We start from the raw sequence: 24,519 nt of genomic DNA on the forward strand, positions 1-24,519 counted from the left end.
GCGCCAATAAATCAGGGATGCCGATCGCAACTCTGATTCACCTATTATTGTCGCCATATCACTTCCTCTTTGCTGCTTTCAAAAATGTTTCGAACGCTATTTGAATTACCTGGCAGTCAAGCCTGAGTCGTTTTTCGATTGTGTGTGCGCTCTCTGTGTACTCTGTGTGCTATCCGGCGTTCGGGGGGCGGCACATCACCCGGAGCCGGGCCCCGTAGCGGCGGCCGAAATTGCGACCCGCCTGACCTTGGTTGCGCGGTGGTACGCCGGTGATCAGGCCCAATAGCCCGATCGTGTCGACCTCCGAATTGGCAGCCGAAAACGCCGTCGACGCTGCCGACGAACCGGGCCAGGTCGGCGGCACCGACATCGGCCCGACCTTGGAGGCAAAAGCGGCGGTGGCAATCGGCGGGGCCCCGCCAAATTGGGCCAACCCGCCCGAGAAGGCGGCAAATCCACCGATGCCGGCGGCACCGGCTACGCCCTCGGCCGCGGCTTCTCCGCTCTTCCACGCCAACGATCCGAATATCGACAGGGCAATCAGAGTGAAGCCGCCGCTGTCGTAGACGAACCCCTCGGCGGTGGTGAACGAGCTCATCAGTTCGATCCAGAGTTCCTGCCACGTCGGCGTCGTCGTCGCTGCGGCACTGGAAGCCTGTTGCCCGAGTCGCGCGGCCGCGCTGGACCTGCCCGCCAGGCTGGCGCTGGACCTCGACACCGTCGTTCCGGAGTTGTTTGCTGTTGCTGCGGCCTGCCTGGCCAACCCGCTTGGATCGCTGGTCTGCGGCGGCAGCGAGAACGGCGCGAAAACCAAGGCGGCCGCGGAGCTACCTGCGTATTCGTACATCGCCCCGGCGTCTTGCGCCCACATCTCGGCGTAGTGAAGTTCGGTGGCGGCGATCGCCGCCGAATTTTGCCCGAACCAGTTCGTCGCGATCAGTGCGGCCAGCAATGCCCGGTTGCTCGCGATCACCGGCGGCGGCACCGTCAGCGCAAAGGCCATCTCATAGGCCGCGGCCGCGGCGCGGGCTTGAATCCCCGCCTGCTCGGCCACCGATGCGGTCGCACTGAGCCAGCTGGCGAACGGCAGGACGGCGGCCACCATCGACTCCGCGGCCGGACCAAACCACCAGATGCCGGTCAGCTCCGAGATCGCCGAATCGTAGCCGGCCGCGGTGACGTGCAACTCGGCGGCGAGGCTGTCCCATGCGCACGCGGCGGCCAGCAACGACCCGGCTCCCGGGCCGGCATACATGCGACCTGAATTGACCTCGGGAGGCAGTGCGCCATAGTCCAGCACGACTGGTGGGGCGATGTCGCCGACAACACCGGCGGTGGCGGGCGCCGTAGCCAACTCCCGTAGCTCCGCGACCTCGATCGCCCGGTCGGCGGCGAGAAGCAACTCGTCGGCGCCGGTCTCGATCTGCGGCAGCGCAGCGCTACCCCATAGGGCGTTTAACCCAATGGAGAGGTCTAGGGTCATCCAAAACCGCCTAGCGCTTGGGCCGGGTGCTCAGACGCGACATCGTCGTCGCTAAGCAGTTAACGAGTAAAACTATGCCCTACTGCAACTAATATGCCGGGCGGCGTGTTACTAAAGAATTTCGGCCATGTAACAAGTATGTTAATTAGGCTCAAAAATAAGCGCTTTGTCCACCGAATGTTTATGTCGTGTCCACCGGATAGCGAGGACGTGTCCCCCGAACGGGGGACACGTAGATGTCGGTGATGTTAACGACGGTCGGTCTGGCTCAGGATCGGGAGCTGCGGGCAGTCCCGTGTCGCGCCCGGAATTCTAGAATGCGATTCGCTTTTTGTTGTGGATTGGCGCCCGCGTGGCGCCCGGAGAGTCCGTCGATGAGGGCGTCGCCGTTCAACGAAAATGGCTGGCTCGATCGATCGGTAGACCTTCACGGCTGGTCCAGGGCCGCTCGGATCAGGTCACCGAACGTTTTGAGGGCGGCGGGGTTGAGCAGTTCTTCGTGTGTGCAGTTGACGGGGTATTCGGTGACTTCGCCGGCAACATATTGCCGCCAGCATTGCTGAAGGTCGGCGCCGCTGCGGACCGGTTGTGCCGAGAACAGGACCATGCGGCCGGCGAAGATGCCGGGCTGGTGTTGGGCATTGAGTTGTAGGTTGGTGTTCGCGTTGGCAACCATGATCTGCACAAGTCGGCGCGACGGCAGCGCGAATTCCGCGTCTACCTCCTGCTGAATCAACGTCTGTGCTTGGGAGTACGTCAGCGGGCGGCAGTACTGTTCGGCAGCCACTCCGACCGCTTGCAGGATTGCCTCCAAGACGTCGGATTCGCTGACCACCGTGGCGGTGGATGCATCCCGGATGAGGATCGGGTCGAGCGCTATCAGGCGCACCACAACGGCGCCGCGCTGTTGCAGCTCAACGGCAACCTGGTGGGCAGTGACCCCGCCGAACGGCCAGCCGAGAAGCTGATAGGGGCCTTCGGGATCGTGAATTTGGATGGCGTCGGCGTAGGCACTCGCGAGTTCACGAACCGATTCCGGGCCGTCGTGGATCTGCTGCAGACCGACGATCGGGCAATCCAGGTAAGGGCTGAGGTTCCGGTAAGCCCAGCTGATGCCGCCGCCGGGAGGCAAGCAGAAAAGCGGCAGACCGCAACCGTCTTGGAGCACCTCCACGGGCACGATCTCAACCGAACTCTCGGGTGCCCTTAGCTTTTGGGCCAGGGCGCAGACGGTGGGTGCGTCAAATAAGACTCGCACCGCCACATCGGTGTTCAGCGTGGTGTTGATCGCCGAGACCACTCGCATGGCGGATAGGGAGTCGCCGCCGAGGTCGAAGAAGGAGTCGTCGACGCTTACCCGGTCGAGTCCTAGGACCTGGGCATATATTGCGGCCAGGGTTTGTTCGACGGGGGTGTCGGGGGCTCGGTAGCGTTGGGTGTGGCCGTATTGGACGGCGGGTAGGGCGCGTGTGTCGAGTTTGCCGTTGACGGTCAGTGGCAGTTCGGCGATGGGGATCAGGGCTGTGGGCACCATGTAGTGGGGCAGTTGGGTGGCTAGTGCGGCGCGTAGTTCGGTGGGGTCGGCGTTGCCGGTGAAGTAGCCGACCAGGCGGGGGTCTCCGGGGTGGTCGTGGCGGGCGATGACCACGGCTTGGTCGACTCCGGCCATTCGGCTCAGGGCCGCGCCGACTTCGCCGGGCTCGATGCGGAATCCGCGGATTTTGACTTGGTTGTCGGCGCGACCGAGGTAGCGCAGTTGTCCGTCGGTGCCCCACCACACCAGGTCTCCGGTGCGGTACATCCGGGTGCCCGGTGTCTGGCCGAATGGGCAGGCGACAAATCGTGTGCCGGTCAGATCTGCCCGACGCCAATACCCAAGGCCGACACCGCCACCGGCGACATACAACTCGCCGACCACCCCGACGGGCACCGGCCGCAACCACCCATCCAAGACGAATAGCGAGGCGCCGGCTACCGGCGAGCCGATCGGTGTGGCTCCAGACCCCGGCACCAGCGGTGAGCTCATCGCCGCGTAGATCGTGGCTTCGGTGGGGCCGTAGGCATTGATCATCGTCCGCCCGGGCGCCCACTGGTCCACCAGGCCCGCCGGGCATGCCTCACCACCGACCACCAGCGTGACCGACTCCAATCCCTGCGGCGACAACGCCGCCGCCGCCGAGGGAGTCTGGGTCAACACTTCGACATGCTCGGCTACCAGCAGGGCGTGCAGTTCGTCGGGGGATTTTGCGGTGTGTTCGGGTACGACGACCAGTCGTGCGCCGGATAGCAGTGCTCCCCAGATTTCCCAGACCGAGACGTCGAAGGAGTAGGAGTGTCATTGGGTCCATACTCGGTTGGGGGAGAACAGGATTGCGGTTGATTGGGGGTCGAAGGAGTTCAGTAGTTGGGTGACGTTGTGGTGGGTGATGCCGACGCCTTTGGGGGTGCCGGTGCTGCCGGAGGTGTAGATGATGTAGGCGAGGTCGTGGGGTGTGGGGGTGGGCGGGTTGGTGGCGGGGGTGGTGTCGGTCGGGGGGGTTTCGATGTCGATGACGGGTAGGTCGTAGTCGTTGAGGCGGGGGTGTAGTGCGCCGGTGGTGATCGCGGCGATTGGTGTTGAGTCGTTGAGCATGAATGCGATGCGGGTGTCGGGGTGCATCGGGTCGATGGGTAGGTAGCCGGCTCCGGTTTTGAGGACGGCCAGGATGGCGATGATCCCGCGGTGTGTTCGTGGTAGTAGCAGTGCGATCAGTTCGCCGGGGCGTGCTCCGAGTGCGGTTAACGCCTGTGCCAGTTGGGTGCTTTGGACGTCGAGTTGGGCATAGGTTAGGGATACGTCGCCGTCGGTTATGGCGGTTGCCTCTGGTGTGCGTGCGACTTGGGCGGCAAACAACGCCGGCAGTGATCCCGGGGTCGGGACCGCCTTGGTGAGGGCGGCCCGGTTGCCCCAATCATCAAGACGTTCGTGCTCGTTGGGATCGAGCAGATCAATCAACGACAATCGCCGCCCCGGCTCGGCGGCCATCACCGTCAACACGGCCTGCAACCGGGCGATCAACGAGTCCATGGCGGTCTTGTCGAAGGCGGCCGTGTCGTATTCGACCCGAAAACCAAGTTGTGGTCCGGGTAGGACAAACACGGTAAGCGGGTAGTGAGTGGTTTCGAAGCTAGTGATGTCGGTGATGGTCAGCTGGTCTGGGCACAGCGCGGTGAGGTCATTGATCGGGTAGTTCTCGTAGACGAACAGGGTGTCAAACAGGCGGGGATGTCCGGCGGCGCGGTGAATGTCGCCCAGCGGGAGGTGGTGATACTCGAGGGTGTCGGTATGAAACTGCTGGAGTTGGTCGATCAGTTCTGTGGTGGTGGTCGTGGCTGTCAGTCTGGCCCGGACGGCCACGGTGTTGATCAACAGACCCACCATGGACTCAGACCCGGCAAGATCAGCGGACCGCCCCGACACGGTGGTGCCAAACGCAACGTCATGGTGACCGGTCAGCCAGGCCAGCAGCTGGGCAAAGGCGGCCTGCAGCACGACGTTGAGGGTGCTGTGATGAGAGCGGGCCAACTCATTGAGGGCTCCGGTGGCCGCATCCGACAATGTCAGCGATTGCACTGCGTGCTGGGCTGACTCGCCGGGGTCCTGCGCACTCACCAGTGTGGGGGTGTCAAAGCCGGAAAACATCTCACGCCAGGCGAGCAAGGCTGTGTCGCGGTCTTGGTCAGCAAGCCAGACCAGGTGCTCGCGGTAGGGCACTGGCGTAGCCAGTGACCCGTTGCCGTAGCGAGTGAACACCTCGCCCAACAGGATTGACATCGACCAGCCGTCACAGACCACGTGATGATTGGTCAGTATCAACCGGTATTGGTCGGGTGCAGTCTTGACTAGCGCCGCCCGGATTGGGCAGTTGTTGCTGATATCGCGAAGGGCTTCGCGCTGCCCAGCGCTCACCGCCTCGATATCCCGCTGAGCGCCGTCGCTGAGGTCGATGACATCCCACGGCACTACCGGATCGTCCAGGATGATTTGGACGGGCTCATCCAACCCCGCATACGCAAATCGCGCCGCAAGGTTGGGGTTGCGAGCAGGGCTCCGGCGTTGTTGATTAGCAGGCTTGTGAGCTGGGGAATTGTGGATTGAGGAGGTCTAGGCGGCGGTTGGCGGTCAAAGCGGTGATCCGGCAGGCTTCGGCGATGTTGTCGGCGCCGTTGAGGCGGTGCAGATTGATCGCGGTGTTGCGTAGCGTTGCTAGGACCTGTGCGCCGTTTCCGGTATGTGCCCTTTGACGGTCTTCGTCGAAGGTGACGTCGCGTATCCAGTGCAGGCTGTTCTCGATTCCCCAGTGTTGACGCATCCAGGTCATGATCGCGGTAGGGCGGGCGTGCTCGAACGGCAGGCTGCAGATGGCATAGACCACCTCCACGCTGCGCTGGTCGGTGGCGGTGATCAAGCGTTCACGAGTGATCCGGATGATTTGTTTTGCGTAGGGGAAGCCGATTCCTCGTGCAGCGGTGATGATTTGCAGGGTGCGGGTCTCGACACGGCCGTGGCCGCGGGAGTCGTCGGTAGCGGCTGCGGGCACCTCGGCCCAGGGCAGCGCGGTGATACGCGCAAGTATTTTGGCTTGGTTGGACTTGACGATCATCAGGTAGTGCGACTTCAAGGTGGCGCAGATCAACTTCGCGGTGACGACCTGGGTATGCATCGCATCCACGGTGACCAGCCACCGCAAGCTACCCGGCAGCAGCGTGAGCAGGGCACGTACGCAGGGAATTTCATTGCTTTTCTCGGCGACAGCGAGTTGACCGAGCACCAATCGGGCACGGTGGGCGAACACCGACACGAGATGCGTGGCTGTCGCTTTGGCGCGTAAAGCACCACGCAGCATCTTGCCGTCCAACGCGATCGGCACCAATCCACTGGGGTCGCTGCTGGCCACGTGTGCAGTGAAGTAACTGCCCATCCTGGCGTTGAGGTCGGCGGGGTCTAGCCGAGACAAAACAGCACGGAAGGTCTTCTCACTGGGCCGCCGGAACCGGACCCCTAATTGGGCCAACACATCATCGGGAGCGGTGGCCGCCCATGTGGCAAAACCAGCATAGCCGCGCATCCCCGCGGCAGTGGCCAGAACCGCGATCGCCAACAAAGCCATCAGCGAATACCTCCGACCGCGTGGGTCCCTCGGGTCTGGCACCGAGGCCAACACATCGAAAAACTCCGATCCGATGAGCTCGCTGCGCTCACCAGGACTCCAGCGGTCGAACACCTCTGGAACCGACGACACAGGCAATACTGAAACGGTAGGCACGGGCAACTCCAGACCAACGACGAACAGTAACCAACTCGATCGTTCTCCAGATAGCCCGTGCCTACACTCCGGCCCCAATAACGCGGCACCAAAGATCATCAACCCAGCCCACAAGCCTGCTAATCAACAACGCCGGAGCCCTGCCTCTGGAACCGACGACACAGGCAATACTGAAACGGTAGGCACGGGCAACTCCAGACCAACGACGAACAGTAACCAACTCGATCGTTCCCCAGATAGCCCGTGCCTACACTCCGGCCCCAATAGCGCGGCACCAAAGATCATCAACCCAGCTCACAAGCCTGCTAATCAACAACGCCGGAGCCCTGGGGCTCGCCCGAAGCCGCAAATGGTCGCTGCTAATTTTGTGGACCATCAGAAGCTACCTACTATCGCACCGATTGGCGGGTACTGCGTTCGTCGATGATCACCGTATCCGAGGCGCCGGGGCAATGGTGGAGTTTTATTGAAAAACCACATATGTGATTCGGATTTAGCTACGAGAACAGGTCGGCGCGCTGGGGCGGCGACTAATTCCGAACTCGATGAATTATTTGCATCGGGATAATTCGTGACTTGGTGAATTCTAACGCCAATCGCGATGGCTGGTGATTGCCTTCCGAATTATCCCGATCTTGATGCGTCGGGGGGATCATCGCCATCTGTCGCACCGTGGGGTCGACGCGGCGGCGTCTCATCGATCGTTGCAGTCTGGCTGGTTGAGGCGCACCTGGGTCGCCCCCGGGACGGTGTGTCTCACTGCGTAGATGTCTCGTGAGTTGCCGTGCTGTAATAGCAGGTAAAGGCGATTTATGCGCCGCGTTGGGCACGCTGGCGCGACGCTTCACGACCGCGATCGGGCGCGTTGGTCGCGGCGCTGATGCCCGGGGCCAGTTGGGCATGGCCGTCGATTTTCGGGGATGAGAACCGGCCGCTGATTGCCGCCGCCGTTGGGCAAGTCGATCCGCCGGTTCGTCAAGCCGTGTTGGTAATTGGCACATGCCCACTGGCGCTAAGCACATTCCGGCCGGGCAAGAGGGGTGCACCTGGAATTCTTGAAGAGTTAACACGAGACCTTGTCCAGTTATCGACGGACGTGGTTGAATCAGACGCCGTGACGCGGGTTGTCTTTGTAACCGCTATTGGCGAGTTCTAGACGATCTCCTTTGATGTCCGGCGAGCGCCCCGAGGGGAGAAAACAATGAGTAGGTTCGATTGGTTGGTTGCGAGCACCACGGAGATTTATGACAAGCGGATCGATAATCATCCGGGACTGGCGCTGGTGCTGGAGGGGCGAATGAAGCGGGAGCATTACATTCGTTACCTTCGCGAAATATATCATGTCGTTTGCCATACAACCCGAATTTATTCGCTCGCCGGCGCCCGGCTCGGAAACGAAGATCGGAAACTCCGGGATTGGTTCTTTGATGAATCGCACGAAGAGAACAACCACGACCTGATGGCCGTCAACGATCTGCGGGCCTATGGCGAGGATCCCGATCGCGTTCTAGCGGAGCCTCCGCTGGCTGGGGCGTGGGGCATCATCTCGCAGGGCTACTACCTGGCCACATATGGCAACCCCTTGGAGATACTCGGTGTCGCCAGCGTCACAGAGGCGGTAGGCGCGACCCTCACCGGAGTCGTGGCGCGGGAACTGGTCGAGCAATATGGATTCGAACCGAAACAGACGACGTTTCTGCGGGCGCATTCGGGATTCGACGTCAAACACATCGAAGATGTGAAAAAGGCGGTGAACAACCTGGTCCGAGATTCCGACTTCGACTCAATCGCAGGGCTCCGGCGTTGTTGATTAGCAGGCTTGTGAGCTGGGGAATTGTGGATTGAGGAGGTCTAGGCGGCGGTTGGCGGTCAAAGCGGTGATCCGGCAGGCTTCGGCGATGTTGTCGGCGCCGTTGAGGCGGTGCAGATTGATCGCGGTGTTGCGTAGCGTTGCTAGGACCTGTGCGCCGTTTCCGGTATGTGCCCTTTGACGGTCTTCGTCGAAGGTGACGTCGCGTATCCAGTGCAGGCTGTTCTCGATTCCCCAGTGTTGACGCATCCAGGTCATGATCGCGGTAGGGCGGGCGTGCTCGAACGGCAGGCTGCAGATGGCATAGACCACCTCCACGCTGCGCTGGTCGGTGGCGGTGATCAAGCGTTCACGAGTGATCCGGATGATTTGTTTTGCGTAGGGGAAGTCGATTCCTCGTGCAGCGCAGGGCTCCGGCGTTGTTGATTAGCAGGCTTGTGAGCTGGGTTGATGATCTTTGGTGCCGCGTTATTGGGGCCGGAGTGTAGGCACGGGCTATCTGGAGAACGATCGAGTTGGTTACTGTTCGTCGTTGGTCTGGAGTTGCCCGTGCCTACCGTTTCAGTATTGCCTGTGTCGTCGGTTCCAGAGGTGTTCGACCGCTGGAGTCCTGGTGAGCGCAGCGAGCTCATCGGATCGGAGTTTTTCGATGTGTTGGCCTCGGTGCCAGACCCGAGGGACCCACGCGGTCGGAGGTATTCGCTGATGGCTTTGTTGGCGATCGCGGTTCTGGTCACTGCCGCGGGGATGCGCGGCTATGCTGGTTTTGCCACATGGGCGGCCACCGCTCCCGATGATGTGTTGGCCCAATTAGGGGTCCGGTTCCGGCGGCCCAGTGAGAAGACCTTCCGCGCTGTTTTGTCTCGGCTAGACCCCGCCGACCTCAACGCCAGGATGGGCAGTTACTTCACTGCACACGTGGCCAGCAGCGACCCCAGCGGATTGGTGCCGATCGCGTTGGACGGCAAGATGCTGCGTGGTGCTTTACGCGCCAAAGCGACAGCCACGCATCTCGTGTCGGTGTTCGCCCACCGTGCCCGATTGGTGCTCGGTCAACTCGCTGTCGCCGAGAAAAGCAATGAAATTCCCTGCGTACGTGCCCTGCTCACGCTGCTGCCGGGTAGCTTGCGGTGGCTGGTCACCGTGGATGCGATGCATACCCAGGTCGTCACCGCGAAGTTGATCTGCGCCACCTTGAAGTCGCACTACCTGATGATCGTCAAGTCCAACCAAGCCAAAATACTTGCGCGTATCACCGCGCTGCCCTGGGCCGAGGTGCCCGCAGCCGCTACCGACGACTCCCGCGGCCACGGCCGTGTCGAGACCCGCACCCTGCAAATCATCGCCGCTGCACGAGGAATCGGCTTCCCCTACGCAAAACAAATCATCCGGATCACTCGTGAACGCTTGATCACCGCCACCGACCAGCGCAGCGTGGAGGTGGTCTATGCCATCTGCAGCCTGCCGTTCGAGCACGCCCGCCCTACCGCGATCATGACCTGGATGCGTCAACACTGGGGAATCGAGAACAGCCTGCACTGGATACGCGACGTCACCTTCGACGAAGACCGTCAAAGGGCACATACCGGAAACGGCGCACAGGTCCTAGCAACGCTACGCAACACCGCGATCAATCTGCACCGCCTCAACGGCGCCGACAACATCGCCGAAGCCTGCCGGATCACCGCTTTGACCGCCAACCGCCGCCTAGACCTCCTCAATCCACAATTCCCCAGCTCACAAGCCTGCTAATCAACAACGCCGGAGCCCTGGACTCAATCGTCCAGGGTCGTCGCATGACCATCCATTTCTACTCGAAGATGTTCGACGACATCCTGGAGGCGTCGACGGTCTAGCCGCTTTGCCGGTGATCGCGGCCTGACAAGGCATCGCTAACGGCTCCCACCGCCGGGCGAGCGCGATCGGGCATTGATGGTTGCCTGCGGGTCTCCCGGCGCAGGCGGACGCAGCCGTTAGACTTTCCTGCGATGTCCACCCTGACGTGCTTCACAACGCATCGCGATCGGGCATTGATGGTTGCCTGCGGGTCTCCCGGCGCAGGCGGACGCAGCCGTTAGACTTTCCTGCGATGTCCACCCTGACGTGCTTCACAACGCATCGCGATCGGGCATGAACGATCACCCAGACAGCGGTGTCTCGGTCGGCTTGACCGGTAGGCCACCGCGGGCTATCCCAGACCCCAAGCCGCTGAGCTCACACGGGCCCGCCAAGGTCGTTGCGATGTGCAACCAGAAGGGCGGGGTGGGCAAGACCACGTCGACCATCAACCTGGGCGCCGCGCTGGCCGAGTACGACCGACGAGTGCTGCTGGTGGACATGGATCCCCAGGGTGCGCTGTCGGCGGGCCTGGGAGTGGCCCACTACGAGCTGGAAAAGACCATCCACAACGTGCTGGTGGAGCCCCGGGTGTCCGTCGATGACGTGCTCATCCATACCCGGGTGAAGAACCTGGACCTGGTGCCCAGCAACATCGACCTGTCGGCCGCCGAGATTCAGCTGGTCAACGAGGTGGGCCGGGAACAGACGCTGGGGCGGGCGCTCTACCCGGTGCTGGATCGCTACGACTACGTGCTGATCGACTGCCAGCCGTCCCTGGGGCTGCTTACCGTCAATGGGCTGGCCTGCGCCGACGGTGTCGTCATCCCGACCGAATGCGAGTACTTCTCGCTGCGTGGCCTGGCGCTGCTGACCGACACCGTGGAGAAGGTGCGCGACCGGCTGAACCCCAGGCTGGGCATCAGCGGCATCCTGCTCACCCGCTATGACCCGCGCACGGTCAACTCCCGGGAGGTCATGGCCCGCGTCGTCGAACGATTCGGTGACCTAGTGTTCGATACCGTGATCACCCGCACGGTTCGTTTCCCGGAGACCAGCGTCGCCGGCGAACCCATTACGACGTGGGCCCCCAAGTCCGCTGGCGCCTTGGCCTATCGCGCGTTGGCCCGTGAGTTCATCGACCGATTCGGCGCGTGAACGGCACCGAGAGCTCAGCGGCGGAACCTCAGAACGGCTACCCGGACGGTTTCCGAGTACGGCTGACCAACTTTGAGGGGCCGTTCGACCTGCTGCTACAGCTGATCTTTGCGCACCGACTCGACGTCACCGAGGTGGCGTTGCACCAGGTCACCGACGACTTCATCGCCTACACCAAAGCCATCGGCGCCCAGCTGGACCTGGAGGAGACCACCGCGTTCTTGGTGGTGGCCGCGACCTTGCTGGACCTCAAGGCGGCGCGGCTACTGCCGGCCGGCTGGATGGACGATGAAGAGGACCTCGCCCTGTTCGAGGTTCGTGACCTGCTCTTTGCCCGGTTGCTGCAGTACCGCGCGTTCAAGCACGTCGCCGAGATGTTCGCCGAGCTGGAGGCCACCGCGCTGCGCAGCTACCCGCGGGGTGTGTCGCTCGAGGATCGCTACGCCACGCTACTTCCCGAGGTGATGCTCGGCGTTGACGCCGAGCGCTTCGCCCAGATCGCCGCGGTCGCGCTGACTCCGCGGCCGGTGCCCACGGTGGCCATCGGGCACCTGCATGAACAGACGGTGTCGGTTCCCGAGCAGGCCAAGCACCTGCTGACCATGCTGGAGTCGCGCGGCACCGGCCAGTGGGCATCGTTTTCGGAGCTGGTGGCCGACTGCACGGCGCCAATGGAGATCGTCGGCCGCTTCCTGGCGCTGCTCGAACTGTATCGGAGCAGGGCGGTAGCATTCGACCAGTCAGAGCCCCTTGGCGTGCTCCAGGTTTCGTGGACCGGGGAACGACCGACCAGCGAAGCCTTGGTAGAAGTGCGAGATCAATAATGACCGAACAAGTACCCGATCCCGAGCTGGGCTCGGAACTGTCCTCGGGCATTCCCGACATCGCCGAGGCCGCCGAGATGGAACCCGAAGAACTCGGCTCGGTGCTGGAGGCGCTGCTGCTGGTGATCGACACCCCAGTGACCGCCGAGACGCTGGCGACGGTGATCGACCAACCGGTGTACCGGGTGGCGGCCAAGCTGCGGCTGATGGCCGACGAACTCATCGAACGCGACAGCGGCATCGACCTGCGGCACAACAGCGAGGGCTGGCGGTTGTACACCCGCTCCCGATTCGCGCCCTATGTGGAGAAGCTGTTGCTCGATGGCGCCCGAACCAAGCTCACCAGGGCGGCTTTGGAGACGCTGGCGGTGGTGGCCTACCGTCAGCCGGTCACGCGGGCGCGGGTGAGCGCGGTGCGCGGGGTCAACGTGGATGCCGTGATGCGAACCCTGCTGGCGCGCGGCCTGATCACCGAGGTGGGCAACGATGAGGACAGCGGTGCGGTGACGTTTGCGACCACCGAGTTGTTCCTGGAGCGGTTGGGGTTGACGTCGCTGACCGAACTGCCCGATATCGCGCCGCTGCTGCCCGACATCGACAGCATCGAGGACCTGAGCGCCTCGCTGGACACCGACCCGCGATTCATGAAACTCGCCGGCAGCCAGCCCTCCGATCAGTCGGTGACCTTCGATGTGGACCGAGACTGATGACAGACACCGAGGATTTCGAACAGGAACGCGGCATCCGCCTGCAAAAGGTGTTGTCCCAGGCGGGGATTGCCTCGCGGCGGGCCGCGGAGAAGCTGATCATCGACGGGCGCGTCGAGGTGGATGGCCAGGTGGTCACCGAGCTGGGGACCCGGGTCGACCCGGACACCTCGCTGATCCGGGTCGACGGAGTCCGGGTCATTCTCGATGATTCGCTGGTCTACCTGGCCCTCAACAAGCCGCGCGGCATGCACTCGACCATGTCCGACGACCGCGGCCGGCCGTGTATCGGTGACCTGATCGAGCGCAAGGTCCGGGGCAACAAGAACCTCTTTCACGTCGGGCGGTTGGACGCCGACACCGAAGGGCTGATCCTGCTGACCAACGACGGTGAGCTGGCACACCGGCTGATGCATCCCTCCCACGAGGTGCCCAAGACGTATCTGGCCACCGTCGCCGGGACGGTACCGCGGGGTCTGGGTAAAAAGCTCAGGGCGGGAATCGAATTGGAGGACGGGCCGGTCCGCGTCGACGGATTCGCCGTGGTGGATGCGATACCCGGCAAGACATTGGTACGGGTGACACTGCACGAGGGCCGGAATCGAATCGTGCGCCGGATGCTGGCCGCGGTGGGATTTCCGGTGCAGGCGCTGGTGCGCATCGATATCGGTGGGGTGTCGCTGGGCGAACAGCGCCCGGGCAGTGTCCGGGCGTTACGCCGCGACGAAATCGGCCAGCTGTACAAGGCGGTTGGGCTGTGAGCGGCATGAGCGTATTGAGTGAAACGAGCGGACGAGCGTAGTGAGTGTTGGAACGAACGGAACGAGCGTAGTGAGTGCCGGAACGAGCGGAACGAGCGGAACGAATGAGCCCGCGCCGGTCGGGTTAGTCGTCGCGATCGACGGCCCGGCCGGCACCGGAAAATCCTCGGTGTCAAGGGGATTGGCTCGCGGTCTGGGATCACGGTTCCTGGACACCGGGGCGATGTACCGGATGGTCACCCTGGCCGTGCTGCGCGCCGGAATCGACCCGGCCGACGAGCAGGCGGTGGCCGATTGCGCGGCGAGCGCGCAATTGTCGGTGGGATACGACCCGGACGCCAACAAGTTTTTCCTTTCGGGAGAAGACGTTTCCGCCGAGATCCGCGGTGACGACGTGACGCGGGCGGTCTCGGCGGTGTCGGCGGTGTCGTCGGTGCGCCAGCGGCTGGTCAATCTGCAGCGCGCGATGGCCGAGGGGACGGGCAGCATCGTCGTGGAGGGCCGCGACATCGGCACCGTGGTGTTCCCCGATGCGCGGGTGAAGATCTTCCTGACCGCGTCGGCCGAGACGCGGGCACGGCGGCGCAACGACCAAAACGTCGCGTCCGGCCTGGCCGACAATTACGAGGCGGTGCTGGCCGATGTGCGCCGGCGCGACCACCTCGACTCGACCCGGGCGGTGTCGCCGTTGCGCGCGGCGGCGGATGCGATCGTCGTCGATACCAGCGAGATGACCGAGGCCGAGGTGATCGCTCATCTGATCGAGTTGGTGACGCAGCGAAGCGGTGCGGCGCGGTGACGCAAGACGGCACCTGGTCCGACGAAAGCGATTGGGGGCTCGACGACGCCGATCTGGCCGACCTGGCCGAGGCCGCGCCTGCCCCGGTGTTGGCGATCGTGGGCCGGCCCAACGTCGGAAAGTCAACCCTGGTCAACAGGATCCTGGGCCGGCGCGAAGCCGTGGTGCAGGACATCCCGGGCGTGACGCGTGACCGCGTCTCCTACGACGCCTTGTGGAATGGACGCCGGTTCGTCGTCCAAGACACCGGGGGATGGGAGCCCGACGCCAAGGGGCTACAGCAGCTGGTGGCCGAGCAGGCGTCGGTGGCGATGCGCACCGCCGACGCGGTGGTCCTGGTGGTCGATGCCACCGTCGGTGCCACCACCGCCGACGAGGCGGCAGCCCGCATCCTGCTGCGCTCGGGCAAACCGGTGTTCCTGGCGGCCAACAAGGTCGACAGCGACAAGGCCGAAGCCGACGCGGCGACCTTGTGGTCGATGGGCCTCGGCGAGCCCCACGGCATCAGCGCCATGCACGGCCGCGGCGTGGCAGATCTGCTCGACACGGTGTTGAAAAAGCTGCCCGAGGTGGCCGAGTCGGTCTCCGCGGGCGGGGGACCGCGGCGGGTGGCGCTGGTCGGCAAGCCCAACGTGGGTAAGAGCTCGCTGCTGAACAAGCTGGCCGGCGACGAGCGCTCGGTGGTGCACGACGTCGCGGGCACAACCGTCGATCCGGTGGACTCGCTGATCGAACTGGGCGGCAAGGTGTGGCGGTTCGTCGACACCGCGGGCTTGCGCCGCAAGGTCGGCCAGGCCAGCGGACACGAGTTCTATGCCTCGGTGCGCACGCGCGGGGCCATCGACGCCGCCGAGGTGGTGGTGCTGCTGATCGACGCCTCCCAACCGCTCACCGAACAGGACCTGCGGGTGCTGTCGATGGTGATCGAAGCGGGCCGGGCCGTGGTGCTGGCCTACAACAAGTGGGATCTGGTCGACGAGGACCGGCGCGACCTGCTCGACCGCGAGATCGATCGCGAGCTGGTGCAGATCCGCTGGGCGCAACGGGTCAACATCTCCGCCAAGACCGGACGCGCCGTGCAGAAACTGGTGCCGGCGATCGAGACCGCACTGGCATCCTGGGACACCAGGATCCCGACCGGCCCGTTGAACAGCTGGATCAAAGAGGTGGTGGCGGCCACCCCGCCGCCGGTGCGCGGCGGCAAGCAGCCGCGGATCCTGTTCGCCACCCAGGCCACCGCCCGCCCGCCGACGTTCGTGCTGTTCACCACCGGCTTCCTGGAAGCCGGCTACCGGCGGTTCTTGGAGCGGCGGCTGCGCGAGACGTTCGGGTTCGAGGGCAGCCCCATCCGGATCAATGTTCGGGTCCGCGAAAAGCGGGGGGCCAAGCGCCCCGGCAGGCGCTAGGCCCGCGGACCTGGGCTCGGGCCCAGGTGTCGCGCAGGTCACTCGGGCCTTGCGCGGAGGCGTGGTTGGACTGAGGTAGGCTTTCGACCTGCTGCCGATGCAGACATTGGCGGCAACGGGCTGTGGCGCAGTTTGGTAGCGCACTTGACTGGGGGTCAAGTGGTCGCAGGTTCAAATCCTGTCAGCCCGACCAGAACGTTCTTACTCAAACCAGTGACCGAAAAGACACTGGCCAAGGTGAGCGACTCCGTTCCGGTAGATCTAGGAGCCCCTGCTTGACGGGGGTTTTCTTCATTCATAGCGGCTACTGCGTCGCTCTGAGTCGGGACAGAGTTGCCCTTCGCCCTATGCTGTGCAAACACGTGCGCTGCCTCCTCTAGCTCAGCGAACAGCGGCGTCCTTTGATCGTTGGCAACTTCCGTGTCATCGATGTAGAAGCGCTCATAGAAGGTTTGATTTAGGTGACGACGGACTTCGTTGGGTACGTTCGCGTATAGCGATTGCGGATCTTCGACCAGGTGCAATGCATCGCGGAGCGCCGATGCTCCGATTGGCAGCTCTTCACTCGTGCTCGCGAGGCTGGCTTCGATGTTTGCTCGCTCCATCTTCAGCGCGTTGAGCTTGGCGCGAATCTTGTCCCGTGGCATCTCGCCGTCAGCCGCGAGGTCGATGAGCCGTGATTCCCTCACATCGATCTGCTTCAACCGGCGCGTCATGCTGGCGTGCAACTCCCGCGTGTTTGCCTGAGAGTCGCTGACTGTATCCGCCAGGAGCCTCCTCACATCCTGAATGAAATCGTCAGGGAGCCGCAGCGTGGTGTAGTGCTCAGCGATTGCCTTTTCGATGAGTTCGACGCGCAGGTGCGGCAGGTCGCATAATCCCTCTTGACGTCCTCGGCATGCGTAGTACGCGTACTTTCCGCCGTTGCCTGTGACTTCCGTGTAGATCATTCGCGAAGTCCGTCCCGCGTGGTGGCAGCGTTGGCAGAACAGCGCTCCCTTGAGGTAGTGCTGGTGGACGCGATCGCGTTGTCCTCGGGCGCTGCGAGCATGGAGCACGTCTTGGGCGCGGTCGAAGAGAGCTTGACTGACGATTGGTTCGTGGCGACCGGGGTACATATCGCCCTTATAGGTGACAAAGCCTACGTAGTAGGGATCGCTAAGCATTCGGTGCAGTTTCGAGGCTGAGACTGGGGTCCCCTTGGGGGAGCGCCTGTTTGGTCGGGCTGTCAAGCCTAGGTCTGCCATTGTCGCTTCTAGCCGTTCGACGGAGTACTCGCCTGTCGCGTACAGCTCCCAGGCTTTTCGTACGAGCGGTGCTCGTTCCGGGTCTAGGGCGATGGTGTTGATCTGGCGGCCTTCGTAGTCGACACGTACGTTCTTGTAGCCCAATTTGGCGAGTGAGACGGTGCCGCCTGCCTTGGCCTTATTGCGCATTTTCGTCTGGACGTCCAGACCCTGCAGAGTGTTCTGCAGGCCGTTCATGATGTCGAGCATCCCTTCCATGGCCACGGCGGTCGGGCCTTCGCCGAAGTCCTCTTTGGTCGAGACCAGTCGGACGCCGAGCTTCTTGAGTTGTGTCTGGACGATCGCTGAGTCGAAGTGATTGCGGAAAGCGCGCGAGCGCATATAGACGATGACGTACTTGATACCTCGGCGCTGATGGACATACGCCAGTAGTTCTTTGAACACCGGGCGCTCGTCAAGCGTCTTGGCTGAATGCCCGGGCTCTATAAACTCTCGATCGATCTTCACCCCCATGCTGTCTGCCTTGGTACCGGTGACCTCGCGTTGGGTAGTGATGGAATTGCCGTCCGGGTCGATGTCGATCGCCGTGTAGAGCTGCTTCTTGGTGGAGACCCGCAGATATGTCACTGCTAGGTCGAGACTAGGGACGCTGGCGTCATTACGGTCAGTCACGTTCAAGCTCCTTGTGCGAGATCAAAGCTGGGGTCGTACTCGTGGACAACTGCGTCAAAGTGAGTCTCGATCTCCCGCAGCACGTCCTCGGGCAATTTGGGGTATCTCGCACGGAGATACGGCCCGATCGAGGGCAACTCGCCAGCCGCAATCCATCCAACAATCGTGAACAAGTCGATGGCCGGTATACCGAGGACACCTCCGATCGCCCTGAGGCTCTCCGCCTTCGGGGTAGGGATCATGCCTTGCTCGATACGCCATACCGTTCCGCCGTCAACGCCGGAGCCCTGGGTGAGCAGGGCTCCGGCGTTGTTGATTAGCAGGCTTGTGAGCTGGGTTGATGATCTTTGGTGCCGCGCTATTGGGGCCGGAGTGTAGGCACGGGCTATCTGGAGAACGATCGAGTTGGTTACTGTTCGTCGTTGGTCTGGAGTTGCCCGTGCCTACCGTTTCAGTATTGCCTGTGTCGTCGGTTCCAGAGGTGTTCGACCGCTGGAGTCCTGGTGAGCGCAGCGAGCTCATCGGATCGGAGTTTCTCGATGTGTTGGCCTCGGTGCCAGACCCGAGGGGCCCACGCGGTCGGAGGTATTCGCTGATGGCTTTGTTGGCGATCGCGGTTCTGGCCACTGCCGCGGGGATGCGCGGCTATGCTGGTTTTGCCACATGGGCGGCCACCGCTCCCGATGATGTGTTGGCCCAATTAGGGGTCCGGTTCCGGCGGCCCAGTGAGAAGACCTTCCGCGCTGTTTTGTCTCGGCTAGACCCCGCCGACCTCAACGCCAGGATGGGCAGTTACTTCACTGCACACGTGGCCAGCAGCGACCCCAGTGGATTGGTGCCGATCGCGTTGGACGGCAAGATGCTGCGTGGTGCTTTACGCGCCAAAGCGACAGCCACGCATCTCGTGTCGGTGTTCGCCCACCGTGCCCGATTGGTGCTCGGTCAACTCGCTGTCGCCGAGAAAAGCAATGAAATTCCCTGCGTACGTGCCCTGCTCACGCTGCTGCCGGGTAGCTTGCGGTGGCTGGTCACCGTGGATGCGATGCATACCCAGGTCGTCACCGCGAAGTTGATCTGCGCCACCTTGAAGTCGCACTACCTGATGATCGTCAAGTCCAACCAAGCCAAAATACTTGCGCGTATCACCGCGCTGCCCTGGGCCGAGGTGCCCGCAGCCGCTACCGACGACTCCCGCGGCCACGGCCGTGTCGAGACCCGCACCCTGCAAATCATCACCGCTGCACGAGGAATCGGCTTCCCCTACGCAAAACAAATCATCCGGATCACTCGTGAACGCTTGATCACCGCCACCGACCAGCGCAGCGTGGAGGTGGTCTATGCCATCTGCAGCCTGCCGTTCGAGCACGCCCGCCCTACCGCGATCATGACCTGGATGCGTCAACACTGGGGAATCGAGAACAGCCTGCACTGGATACGCGACGTCACCTTCGACGAAGACCGTCAAAGGGCACATACCGGAAACGGCGCACAGGTCCTAGCAACGCTACGCAACACCGCGATCAATCTGCACCGCCTCAACGGCGCCGACAACATCGCCGAAGCCTGCCGGATCACCGCTTTGACCGCCAACCGCCGCCTAGACCTCCTCAATCCACAATTCCCCAGCTCACAAGCCTGCTAATCAACAACGCCGGAGCCCTGCCTGGGTGAGGAAGAGCGCGAAGAACGTCATAGGCAATGGGATCAGGACGACTTCGAGGACGCGATGGAAGAAGTCGCCTGGCGCGACGAACTGAAGCGCAAGGCAGCCAAGAAGCGCTTCGACGAAGCACAGCGGGCTATGGCTGAAAATGTCTACGAGCGTCAGGCGTACGAGATAAACAAACGCTTCAACGAACGTCGCGCTGCCGAACGCGATATCGACCTGTTCGGTGATTTCAAGTAAGGAGAAGAAACGATGTGCGAATGTACACCATCACGCGCTGAACTGCTACAGATGCGGTTTAACCACCTTGTAGCCGTCGTGGAGCGTGTACACCCGGCATCCGCTGAAGTACTGCGGAATGCCGTACAGCAGCGGCAGCACGTCCAAGCCGCTGTCGAGTACCGACGCCGTCAGCAGGCAATCAATCCGCCGCAGCCGAACTTTAACGAATTGTTCGGACTGGTGACACCGCGGAAGGTGCGCGAGTATGCGCCTGTAAGGACCCGTATGCGCTGACCCCGAGCGAGAATCGGCTTCATTTAACTAAACAGCGTTATGTTTAGCCTGTAACACATTAAGGGCACCCTTGAATGCGGTGCCCATTTTTTTTGCCTCAGCACGGGCGTCACGCCGGAAAGCCAAATGCCGCATGTAAGGCACGGCTTTCCGGCTCTTTCGTATAGAAGCAACCATGTCGATGTCACGAGCCCATTGGGTCGGTGCTTGGTTCGGGTCCGGCGTGACACAGCCCGATGATCCGCCTCGAGTGTCGGCCGGTTCATCTACCCTGCTATTCGTGGTACTAAGCGCATGCTTCCGGTCCAGCCAAAATGGCTGCTGAGCTGCAGAAATGCACCCATTGAATGGTATAATTGAAAACGATTATCAACAACCTCTAGACGGAGACACATCGCTGTGGCATTGAAGAAGTCTGACCTTTACAGCTCGCTCTGGAAGTCCTGCGATGAGCTGCGTGGCGGGATGGACGCGCCCCAGTACAAGGACTACATCCTCACCTTGCTGTTCGTGAAGTACGTCTCGGACAAAGCCAAGGCCGATTCGAAGAGTCTGACCCGTGTGCCCAAAGGCGGGTCGTTCGACGACATGCTCGCCGCCAAAGGCGACAAAGAGATTGGCGACAAGTTCAACAAGATCGTCGCCAACCTCGCCGAGGCCAACGGCCTGCGCAACGTGATCGACCTCGCCGACTTCAGCGACGAGGAGAAGCTGGGCAAAGGCAAGGAGATGGTCGACCGACTGTCCAGCTTGGTTACCATCTTCAACGACCTCGACTTCCGTGGCTCGCGCGCCGAGGGCGACGATTTGCTCGGCGATGCCTACGAGTATTTGATGCGGCACTTCGCCACCGAATCGGGCAAGAGCAAGGGCCAGTTCTACACCCCGGCCGAAGTGTCGCGAATCCTGGCCAAAGTGGTGGGCATCAACGCCAAGACTCGTCAAGATCAGACCGTTTACGACCCGACGTGTGGCCCTGGCTCGCTGCTGCTCAAGGTGGCCGCCGAAGCCCCGCGTGGTATCACGATCTACGGCCAGGAGAAGGACAACGCTACGTGGGCGTTGTCCAAGATGAATATGTGGCTGCACGGCAACGAGGACGCCGAGATCGCCAAGGGTGACACCATCACTAGTCCGCAGTTCACCAAGGGCGCCGCACTTCGCACCTTTGACTTCGCTGTCGCTAATCCGCCGTTTTCCGTCAAGTCGTGGAACCACGGCCTCGAGAACGACTACGGCCGTTTTGAGTACGGCACGCCACCGGACAAGAACGGTGATTACGCCTTCCTGTTACACGTGTTGAAGTCGCTCAAGAGCACCGGCAAGGCGGCGATCGGCCAGGGCTCCGGCGTTGTTGATTAGCAGGCTTGTGAGCTGGGGAATTGTGGATTGAGGAGGTGTAGGCGGCGGTTGGCGGTCAAAGCGGTGATCCGGCAGGCTTCGGCGATGTTGTCGGCGCCGTTGAGGCGGTGCAGATTGATCGCGGTGTTGCGTAGCGTTGCTAGGACCTGTGCGCCGTTTCCGGTATGTGCCCTTTGACGGTCTTCGTCGAAGGTGACGTCGCGTATCCAGTGCAGGCTGTTCTCGATTCCCCAGTGTTGACGCATCCAGGTCATGATCGCGGTAGGGCGGGCGTGCTCGAACGGCAGGCTGCAGATGGCATAGACCACCTCCACGCTGCGCTGGTCGGTGGCGGTGATCAAGCGTTCACGAGTGATCCGGATGATTTGTTTTGCGTAGGGGAAGCCGATTCCTCGTGCAGCGGTGATGATTTGCAGGGTGCGGGTCTCGACACGGCCGTGGCCGCGGGAGTCGTCGGTAGCGGCTGCGGGCACCTCGGCCCAGGGCAGCGCGGTGATACGCGCAAGTATTTTGGCTTGGTTGGACTTGACGATCATCAGGTAGTGCGACTTCAAGGTGGCGCAGATCAACTTCGCGGTGACGACCTGGGTATGCATCGCATCCACGGTGACCAGCCACCGCAAGCTACCCGGCAGCAGCGTGAGCAGGGCACGTACGCAGGGAATTTCATTGCTTTTCTCGGCGACAGCGAGTTGACCGAGCACCAATCGGGCACGGTGGGCGAACACCGACACGAGATGCGTGGCTGTCGCTTTGGCGCGTAAAGCACCACGCAGCATCTTGCCGTCCAACGCGATCGGCACCAATCCACTGGGGTCGCTGCTGGCCACGTGTGCAGTGAAGTAACTGCCCATCCTGGCGTTGAGGTCGGCGGGGTCTAGCCGAGACAAAACAGCACGGAAGGTCTTCTCACTGGGCCGCCGGAACCCGACCCCTAATTGGGCCAACACATCATCGGGAGCGGTGGCCGCCCATGTGGCAAAACCAGCATAGCCGCGCATCCCCGCGGCAGTGGCCAGAACCGCGATCGCCAACAAAGCCATCAGCGAATACCTCCGACCGCGTGGGTCCCTCGGGTCTGGCACCGAGGCCAACACATCGAGAAACTCCGATCCGATGAGCTCGCTGCGCTCACCAGGACTCCAGCGGTCGAACACCTCTGGAACCGACGACACAGGCAATACTGAAACGGTAGGCACGAGCAACTCCAGACCAACGACGAACAGTAACCAACTCGATCGTTCTCCAGATAGCCCGTGCCTACACTCCGGCCCCAATAGCGCGGCACCAAAGATCATCAACCCAGCTCACAAGCCTGCTAATCAACAACGCCGGAGCCCTGGGCGATCATCCTGCCGCATGGCGTGCTGTTCCGTGGCCATGCCGAGGCTACGATCCGCCGGCGACTGCTCGAACATGGCTTTATCAAAGGGATCATCGGCTTACCTCCAAACCTGTTCTACGGCACCGGCATTCCAACTTGCATTGTGATACTTGATAAGGAGAATGCGACCGGGCGCACGGGCGTGTTCATGATCGACGCCTCCACGGGTTTCATGAAAGACGGGCCGAAGAACCGCCTGCGCAGCCAGGATATCCACAAGATTGTCGATACGTTCAACAAGCAGGTCGAGATTGAGCGCTACTCGCGCTTGGTGCCGCTCAAGGAGATCGCCGATGCCAAAAACGACTACAACCTGAACATCCCCCGCTACATCGATTCGTCTGCACCCGAGGACATTCAGGACTTACACGCTCATCTGCACGGTGGCATCCCCGATCGTGATCTCGATGCGCTCGATGATTATTGGCAGGCCTTTCCGGGCCTCCGCAGCGTGTTGTTTACCGAGAACCGTCCGAGTTACAGCGATCTCGCAATTGACATCGCAAATGTCCATCAGACGGTGCTTGAGTCTGCCAAGTTCAAGAAATTCGCGCACAAAGTCGATGAAGTGGTCGATGAGTGGTTCGCGGCACACCGATCGCACTTGGCGAAGATCGACGAGAACACCAAGCCCGCGGAGTTGATCGGTGAGATCAGCGACGACTTGCTGGCACGGTTCAAGTCGATACCACTGCTGGACGAATACGACGTCTACGAGCAGCTGATGACCTACAGGAATGAAACTACGATGCACGACGACGTGTTCATGATCATGAACGACGGCTGGCTCGGTGCGGCTAAGCCCCGCAAGACAATTGAGGACAAAGACCGCAAGCTATCCGAGACACCTGATCTCGTCATGGGCTCCGGTCGCAGCGCCATTAAGTACAAGATGGACTTGGTTCCGCCCGCGCTGATGGTGTCCACCTACTACTACGACACCCAGGCGCAGATCGATGAACTGACCGCAAGGGCCGAGGCCGCAACCCAGGCCGTCGAGGAATACGTCGAGGAGCACGCCGTCGAGGATGGATTGCTGGCGGCGGCGATGGACGAGGACAAGATCACCAAGGCGCTCGCCGCGGCGCGGCTACGCGTCGTTAAGCGCGAGAAATCTGACCCCGATGAGATCAAGGCGCTCGAGCACCTGATCAAGCTCTACGACGCCGACGCAGCGGCCAAGAAAGCAGTCAAGGACGTCCAGGCAAAACTCGATGCCGCCGTGTTGAAGGAGTACGGCAATCTCGCCGAAGACGATGTGAATTCCCTCGTGCTGGACGAGAAGTGGCATGCGACAGTCAGGAGCCGGATTGCCGGCGAGGTTACGTCACTCGCCCACAACCTGGTGGCGCGTATCCAGCAGCTCGGGGAGCGCTACGCCCAGACGGTCAGCGCGCTCGACTCGGAGCTTGCCGACGTCCAGGCGAAGGTCGCCCAGCACCTTTTAGCGATGGGGGTCAAATGACGACTGGGCTGACACAAGATGACTGGTACCGGGTCACTCTTGATGACGCGACACGACCGGATGCGCCTATCGGCTACGGCATCGTTCAACCAGGACCGAATACGCAGGGCGGAGTGC

The 24,519-nt window shown here is 62.2% G+C and carries 17 protein-coding genes, 1 tRNA gene and 2 pseudogenes; 13 read left to right on the forward strand and 7 right to left on the reverse strand.

Annotated elements, in window-relative coordinates; all coding sequences use genetic code 11:
- Positions 1–169: 169 nt before the first annotated feature.
- The 4 genes and pseudogenes from SHTP_RS10545 to SHTP_RS27070 all read right to left on the reverse strand — a co-directional run bounded on the left by SHTP_RS10545 (position 170) and on the right by SHTP_RS27070 (position 7,074).
- Entirely contained in the window at positions 170–1,297 is a 1,128-nt protein-coding gene (locus SHTP_RS10545; protein ID WP_231991598.1) for a PPE family protein, read from the reverse strand.
- Between the two features lie 613 nt (positions 1,298–1,910).
- Positions 1,911–5,618, reverse strand: a pseudogene (locus SHTP_RS30375) (non-ribosomal peptide synthetase).
- Positions 5,587–6,789 carry an ISAs1-like element IS2404/ISMul1 family transposase gene (locus tag SHTP_RS10560; protein ID WP_420872989.1) on the reverse strand — a complete coding sequence of 401 codons (1,203 nt, stop codon included), beginning with the start codon at positions 6,787–6,789 and terminating at the stop codon, positions 5,587–5,589. The pseudogene SHTP_RS30375 and the gene SHTP_RS10560 overlap by 32 nt, the downstream one beginning before the upstream one ends.
- 123 nt (positions 6,790–6,912) lie before the next feature.
- Positions 6,913–7,074: a hypothetical protein gene (locus SHTP_RS27070; RefSeq protein WP_157756288.1), complete on the reverse strand. Its 162-nt coding sequence runs from the start codon at positions 7,072–7,074 to the stop codon at positions 6,913–6,915.
- A gap of 916 nt (positions 7,075–7,990) precedes the next feature.
- Here SHTP_RS27070 and SHTP_RS10565 point away from each other — a divergent pair.
- The gene (locus SHTP_RS10565; RefSeq protein WP_096370562.1) at positions 7,991–8,599 is read left to right on the forward strand and encodes an iron-containing redox enzyme family protein; all 609 of its coding nucleotides are present in this window, start codon (positions 7,991–7,993) and stop codon (positions 8,597–8,599) included.
- Here the strand turns inward: SHTP_RS10565 and SHTP_RS10570 are convergent.
- Positions 8,600–9,004, reverse strand: a pseudogene (locus SHTP_RS10570) (ISAs1 family transposase); the annotation flags it as partial.
- Between the two features lie 144 nt (positions 9,005–9,148).
- Here SHTP_RS10570 and SHTP_RS10575 point away from each other — a divergent pair.
- The 8 genes from SHTP_RS10575 to SHTP_RS10610 all read left to right on the forward strand — a co-directional run bounded on the left by SHTP_RS10575 (position 9,149) and on the right by SHTP_RS10610 (position 16,283).
- The gene (locus SHTP_RS10575; protein ID WP_420872990.1) at positions 9,149–10,351 is read left to right on the forward strand and encodes an ISAs1-like element IS2404/ISMul1 family transposase; all 1,203 of its coding nucleotides are present in this window, start codon (positions 9,149–9,151) and stop codon (positions 10,349–10,351) included.
- A gap of 378 nt (positions 10,352–10,729) precedes the next feature.
- Positions 10,730–11,593, forward strand: coding sequence for a ParA family protein (locus SHTP_RS10580; protein ID WP_197706239.1), 864 nt, complete (start codon positions 10,730–10,732; stop codon positions 11,591–11,593).
- Positions 11,590–12,417, forward strand: coding sequence for a segregation/condensation protein A (locus SHTP_RS10585; RefSeq protein ID WP_096370565.1), 828 nt, complete (start codon positions 11,590–11,592; stop codon positions 12,415–12,417). Before SHTP_RS10580 ends, SHTP_RS10585 begins: the two co-directional genes overlap by 4 nt.
- Positions 12,417–13,124 (forward strand): SMC-Scp complex subunit ScpB, encoded by a 708-nt coding sequence (gene scpB, locus SHTP_RS10590; RefSeq protein WP_096370566.1) that lies wholly within the window; start codon positions 12,417–12,419, stop codon positions 13,122–13,124. Before SHTP_RS10585 ends, scpB begins: the two co-directional genes overlap by 1 nt.
- A complete protein-coding gene (locus SHTP_RS10595; protein WP_011741053.1) occupies positions 13,124–13,885 on the forward strand; it encodes a pseudouridine synthase in 762 nt (253 codons plus the stop codon). Before scpB ends, SHTP_RS10595 begins: the two co-directional genes overlap by 1 nt.
- Positions 13,886–13,955: 70 nt before the next feature.
- Positions 13,956–14,684, forward strand: a complete 729-nt coding sequence (gene cmk, locus SHTP_RS10600) for a (d)CMP kinase (RefSeq protein WP_096370567.1) — start codon at positions 13,956–13,958, stop codon at positions 14,682–14,684.
- On the forward strand, positions 14,681–16,090 hold the full coding sequence (der, locus tag SHTP_RS10605) for a ribosome biogenesis GTPase Der (RefSeq protein ID WP_096370568.1): 1,410 nt from the start codon (positions 14,681–14,683) through the stop codon (positions 16,088–16,090). Before cmk ends, der begins: the two co-directional genes overlap by 4 nt.
- 116 nt (positions 16,091–16,206) lie before the next feature.
- Positions 16,207–16,283, forward strand: a tRNA-Pro gene (locus SHTP_RS10610).
- Here the strand turns inward: SHTP_RS10610 and SHTP_RS10615 are convergent.
- The gene (locus SHTP_RS10615) at positions 16,246–18,009 is read right to left on the reverse strand and encodes a recombinase family protein (protein ID WP_172900533.1); all 1,764 of its coding nucleotides are present in this window, start codon (positions 18,007–18,009) and stop codon (positions 16,246–16,248) included. The two genes, SHTP_RS10610 and SHTP_RS10615, sit on opposite strands and share 38 nt — an antisense overlap.
- Before the next feature lie 439 nt (positions 18,010–18,448).
- On the opposite strand from SHTP_RS10615, the gene SHTP_RS10630 reads away from it, so the two are divergent.
- The 3 genes from SHTP_RS10630 to SHTP_RS10640 all read left to right on the forward strand — a co-directional run bounded on the left by SHTP_RS10630 (position 18,449) and on the right by SHTP_RS10640 (position 21,553).
- Entirely contained in the window at positions 18,449–19,651 is a 1,203-nt protein-coding gene (locus SHTP_RS10630; RefSeq protein ID WP_420811895.1) for an ISAs1-like element IS2404/ISMul1 family transposase, read from the forward strand.
- A gap of 84 nt (positions 19,652–19,735) precedes the next feature.
- Positions 19,736–19,915 carry a hypothetical protein gene (locus SHTP_RS10635; RefSeq protein WP_096370570.1) on the forward strand — a complete coding sequence of 60 codons (180 nt, stop codon included), beginning with the start codon at positions 19,736–19,738 and terminating at the stop codon, positions 19,913–19,915.
- Between the two features lie 675 nt (positions 19,916–20,590).
- Positions 20,591–21,553 carry a type I restriction-modification system subunit M gene (locus SHTP_RS10640; RefSeq protein ID WP_197706240.1) on the forward strand — a complete coding sequence of 321 codons (963 nt, stop codon included), beginning with the start codon at positions 20,591–20,593 and terminating at the stop codon, positions 21,551–21,553.
- Here SHTP_RS10640 and SHTP_RS10645 read toward each other — a convergent pair.
- The gene (locus tag SHTP_RS10645) at positions 21,550–22,752 is read right to left on the reverse strand and encodes an ISAs1-like element IS2404/ISMul1 family transposase (RefSeq protein ID WP_420872991.1); all 1,203 of its coding nucleotides are present in this window, start codon (positions 22,750–22,752) and stop codon (positions 21,550–21,552) included. The two genes, SHTP_RS10640 and SHTP_RS10645, sit on opposite strands and share 4 nt — an antisense overlap.
- Positions 22,753–22,905: 153 nt before the next feature.
- On the opposite strand from SHTP_RS10645, the gene SHTP_RS10650 reads away from it, so the two are divergent.
- The gene (locus SHTP_RS10650; RefSeq protein WP_265338869.1) at positions 22,906–24,402 is read left to right on the forward strand and encodes an N-6 DNA methylase; all 1,497 of its coding nucleotides are present in this window, start codon (positions 22,906–22,908) and stop codon (positions 24,400–24,402) included.
- The last annotated feature ends 117 nt before the right edge of the window (positions 24,403–24,519 follow it).

Origin of the sequence: Mycobacterium ulcerans subsp. shinshuense, assembly GCF_002355775.1 — a bacterium.
In the GTDB taxonomy this organism is placed as follows: Bacteria; Actinomycetota; Actinomycetes; order Mycobacteriales; family Mycobacteriaceae; genus Mycobacterium; species Mycobacterium marinum.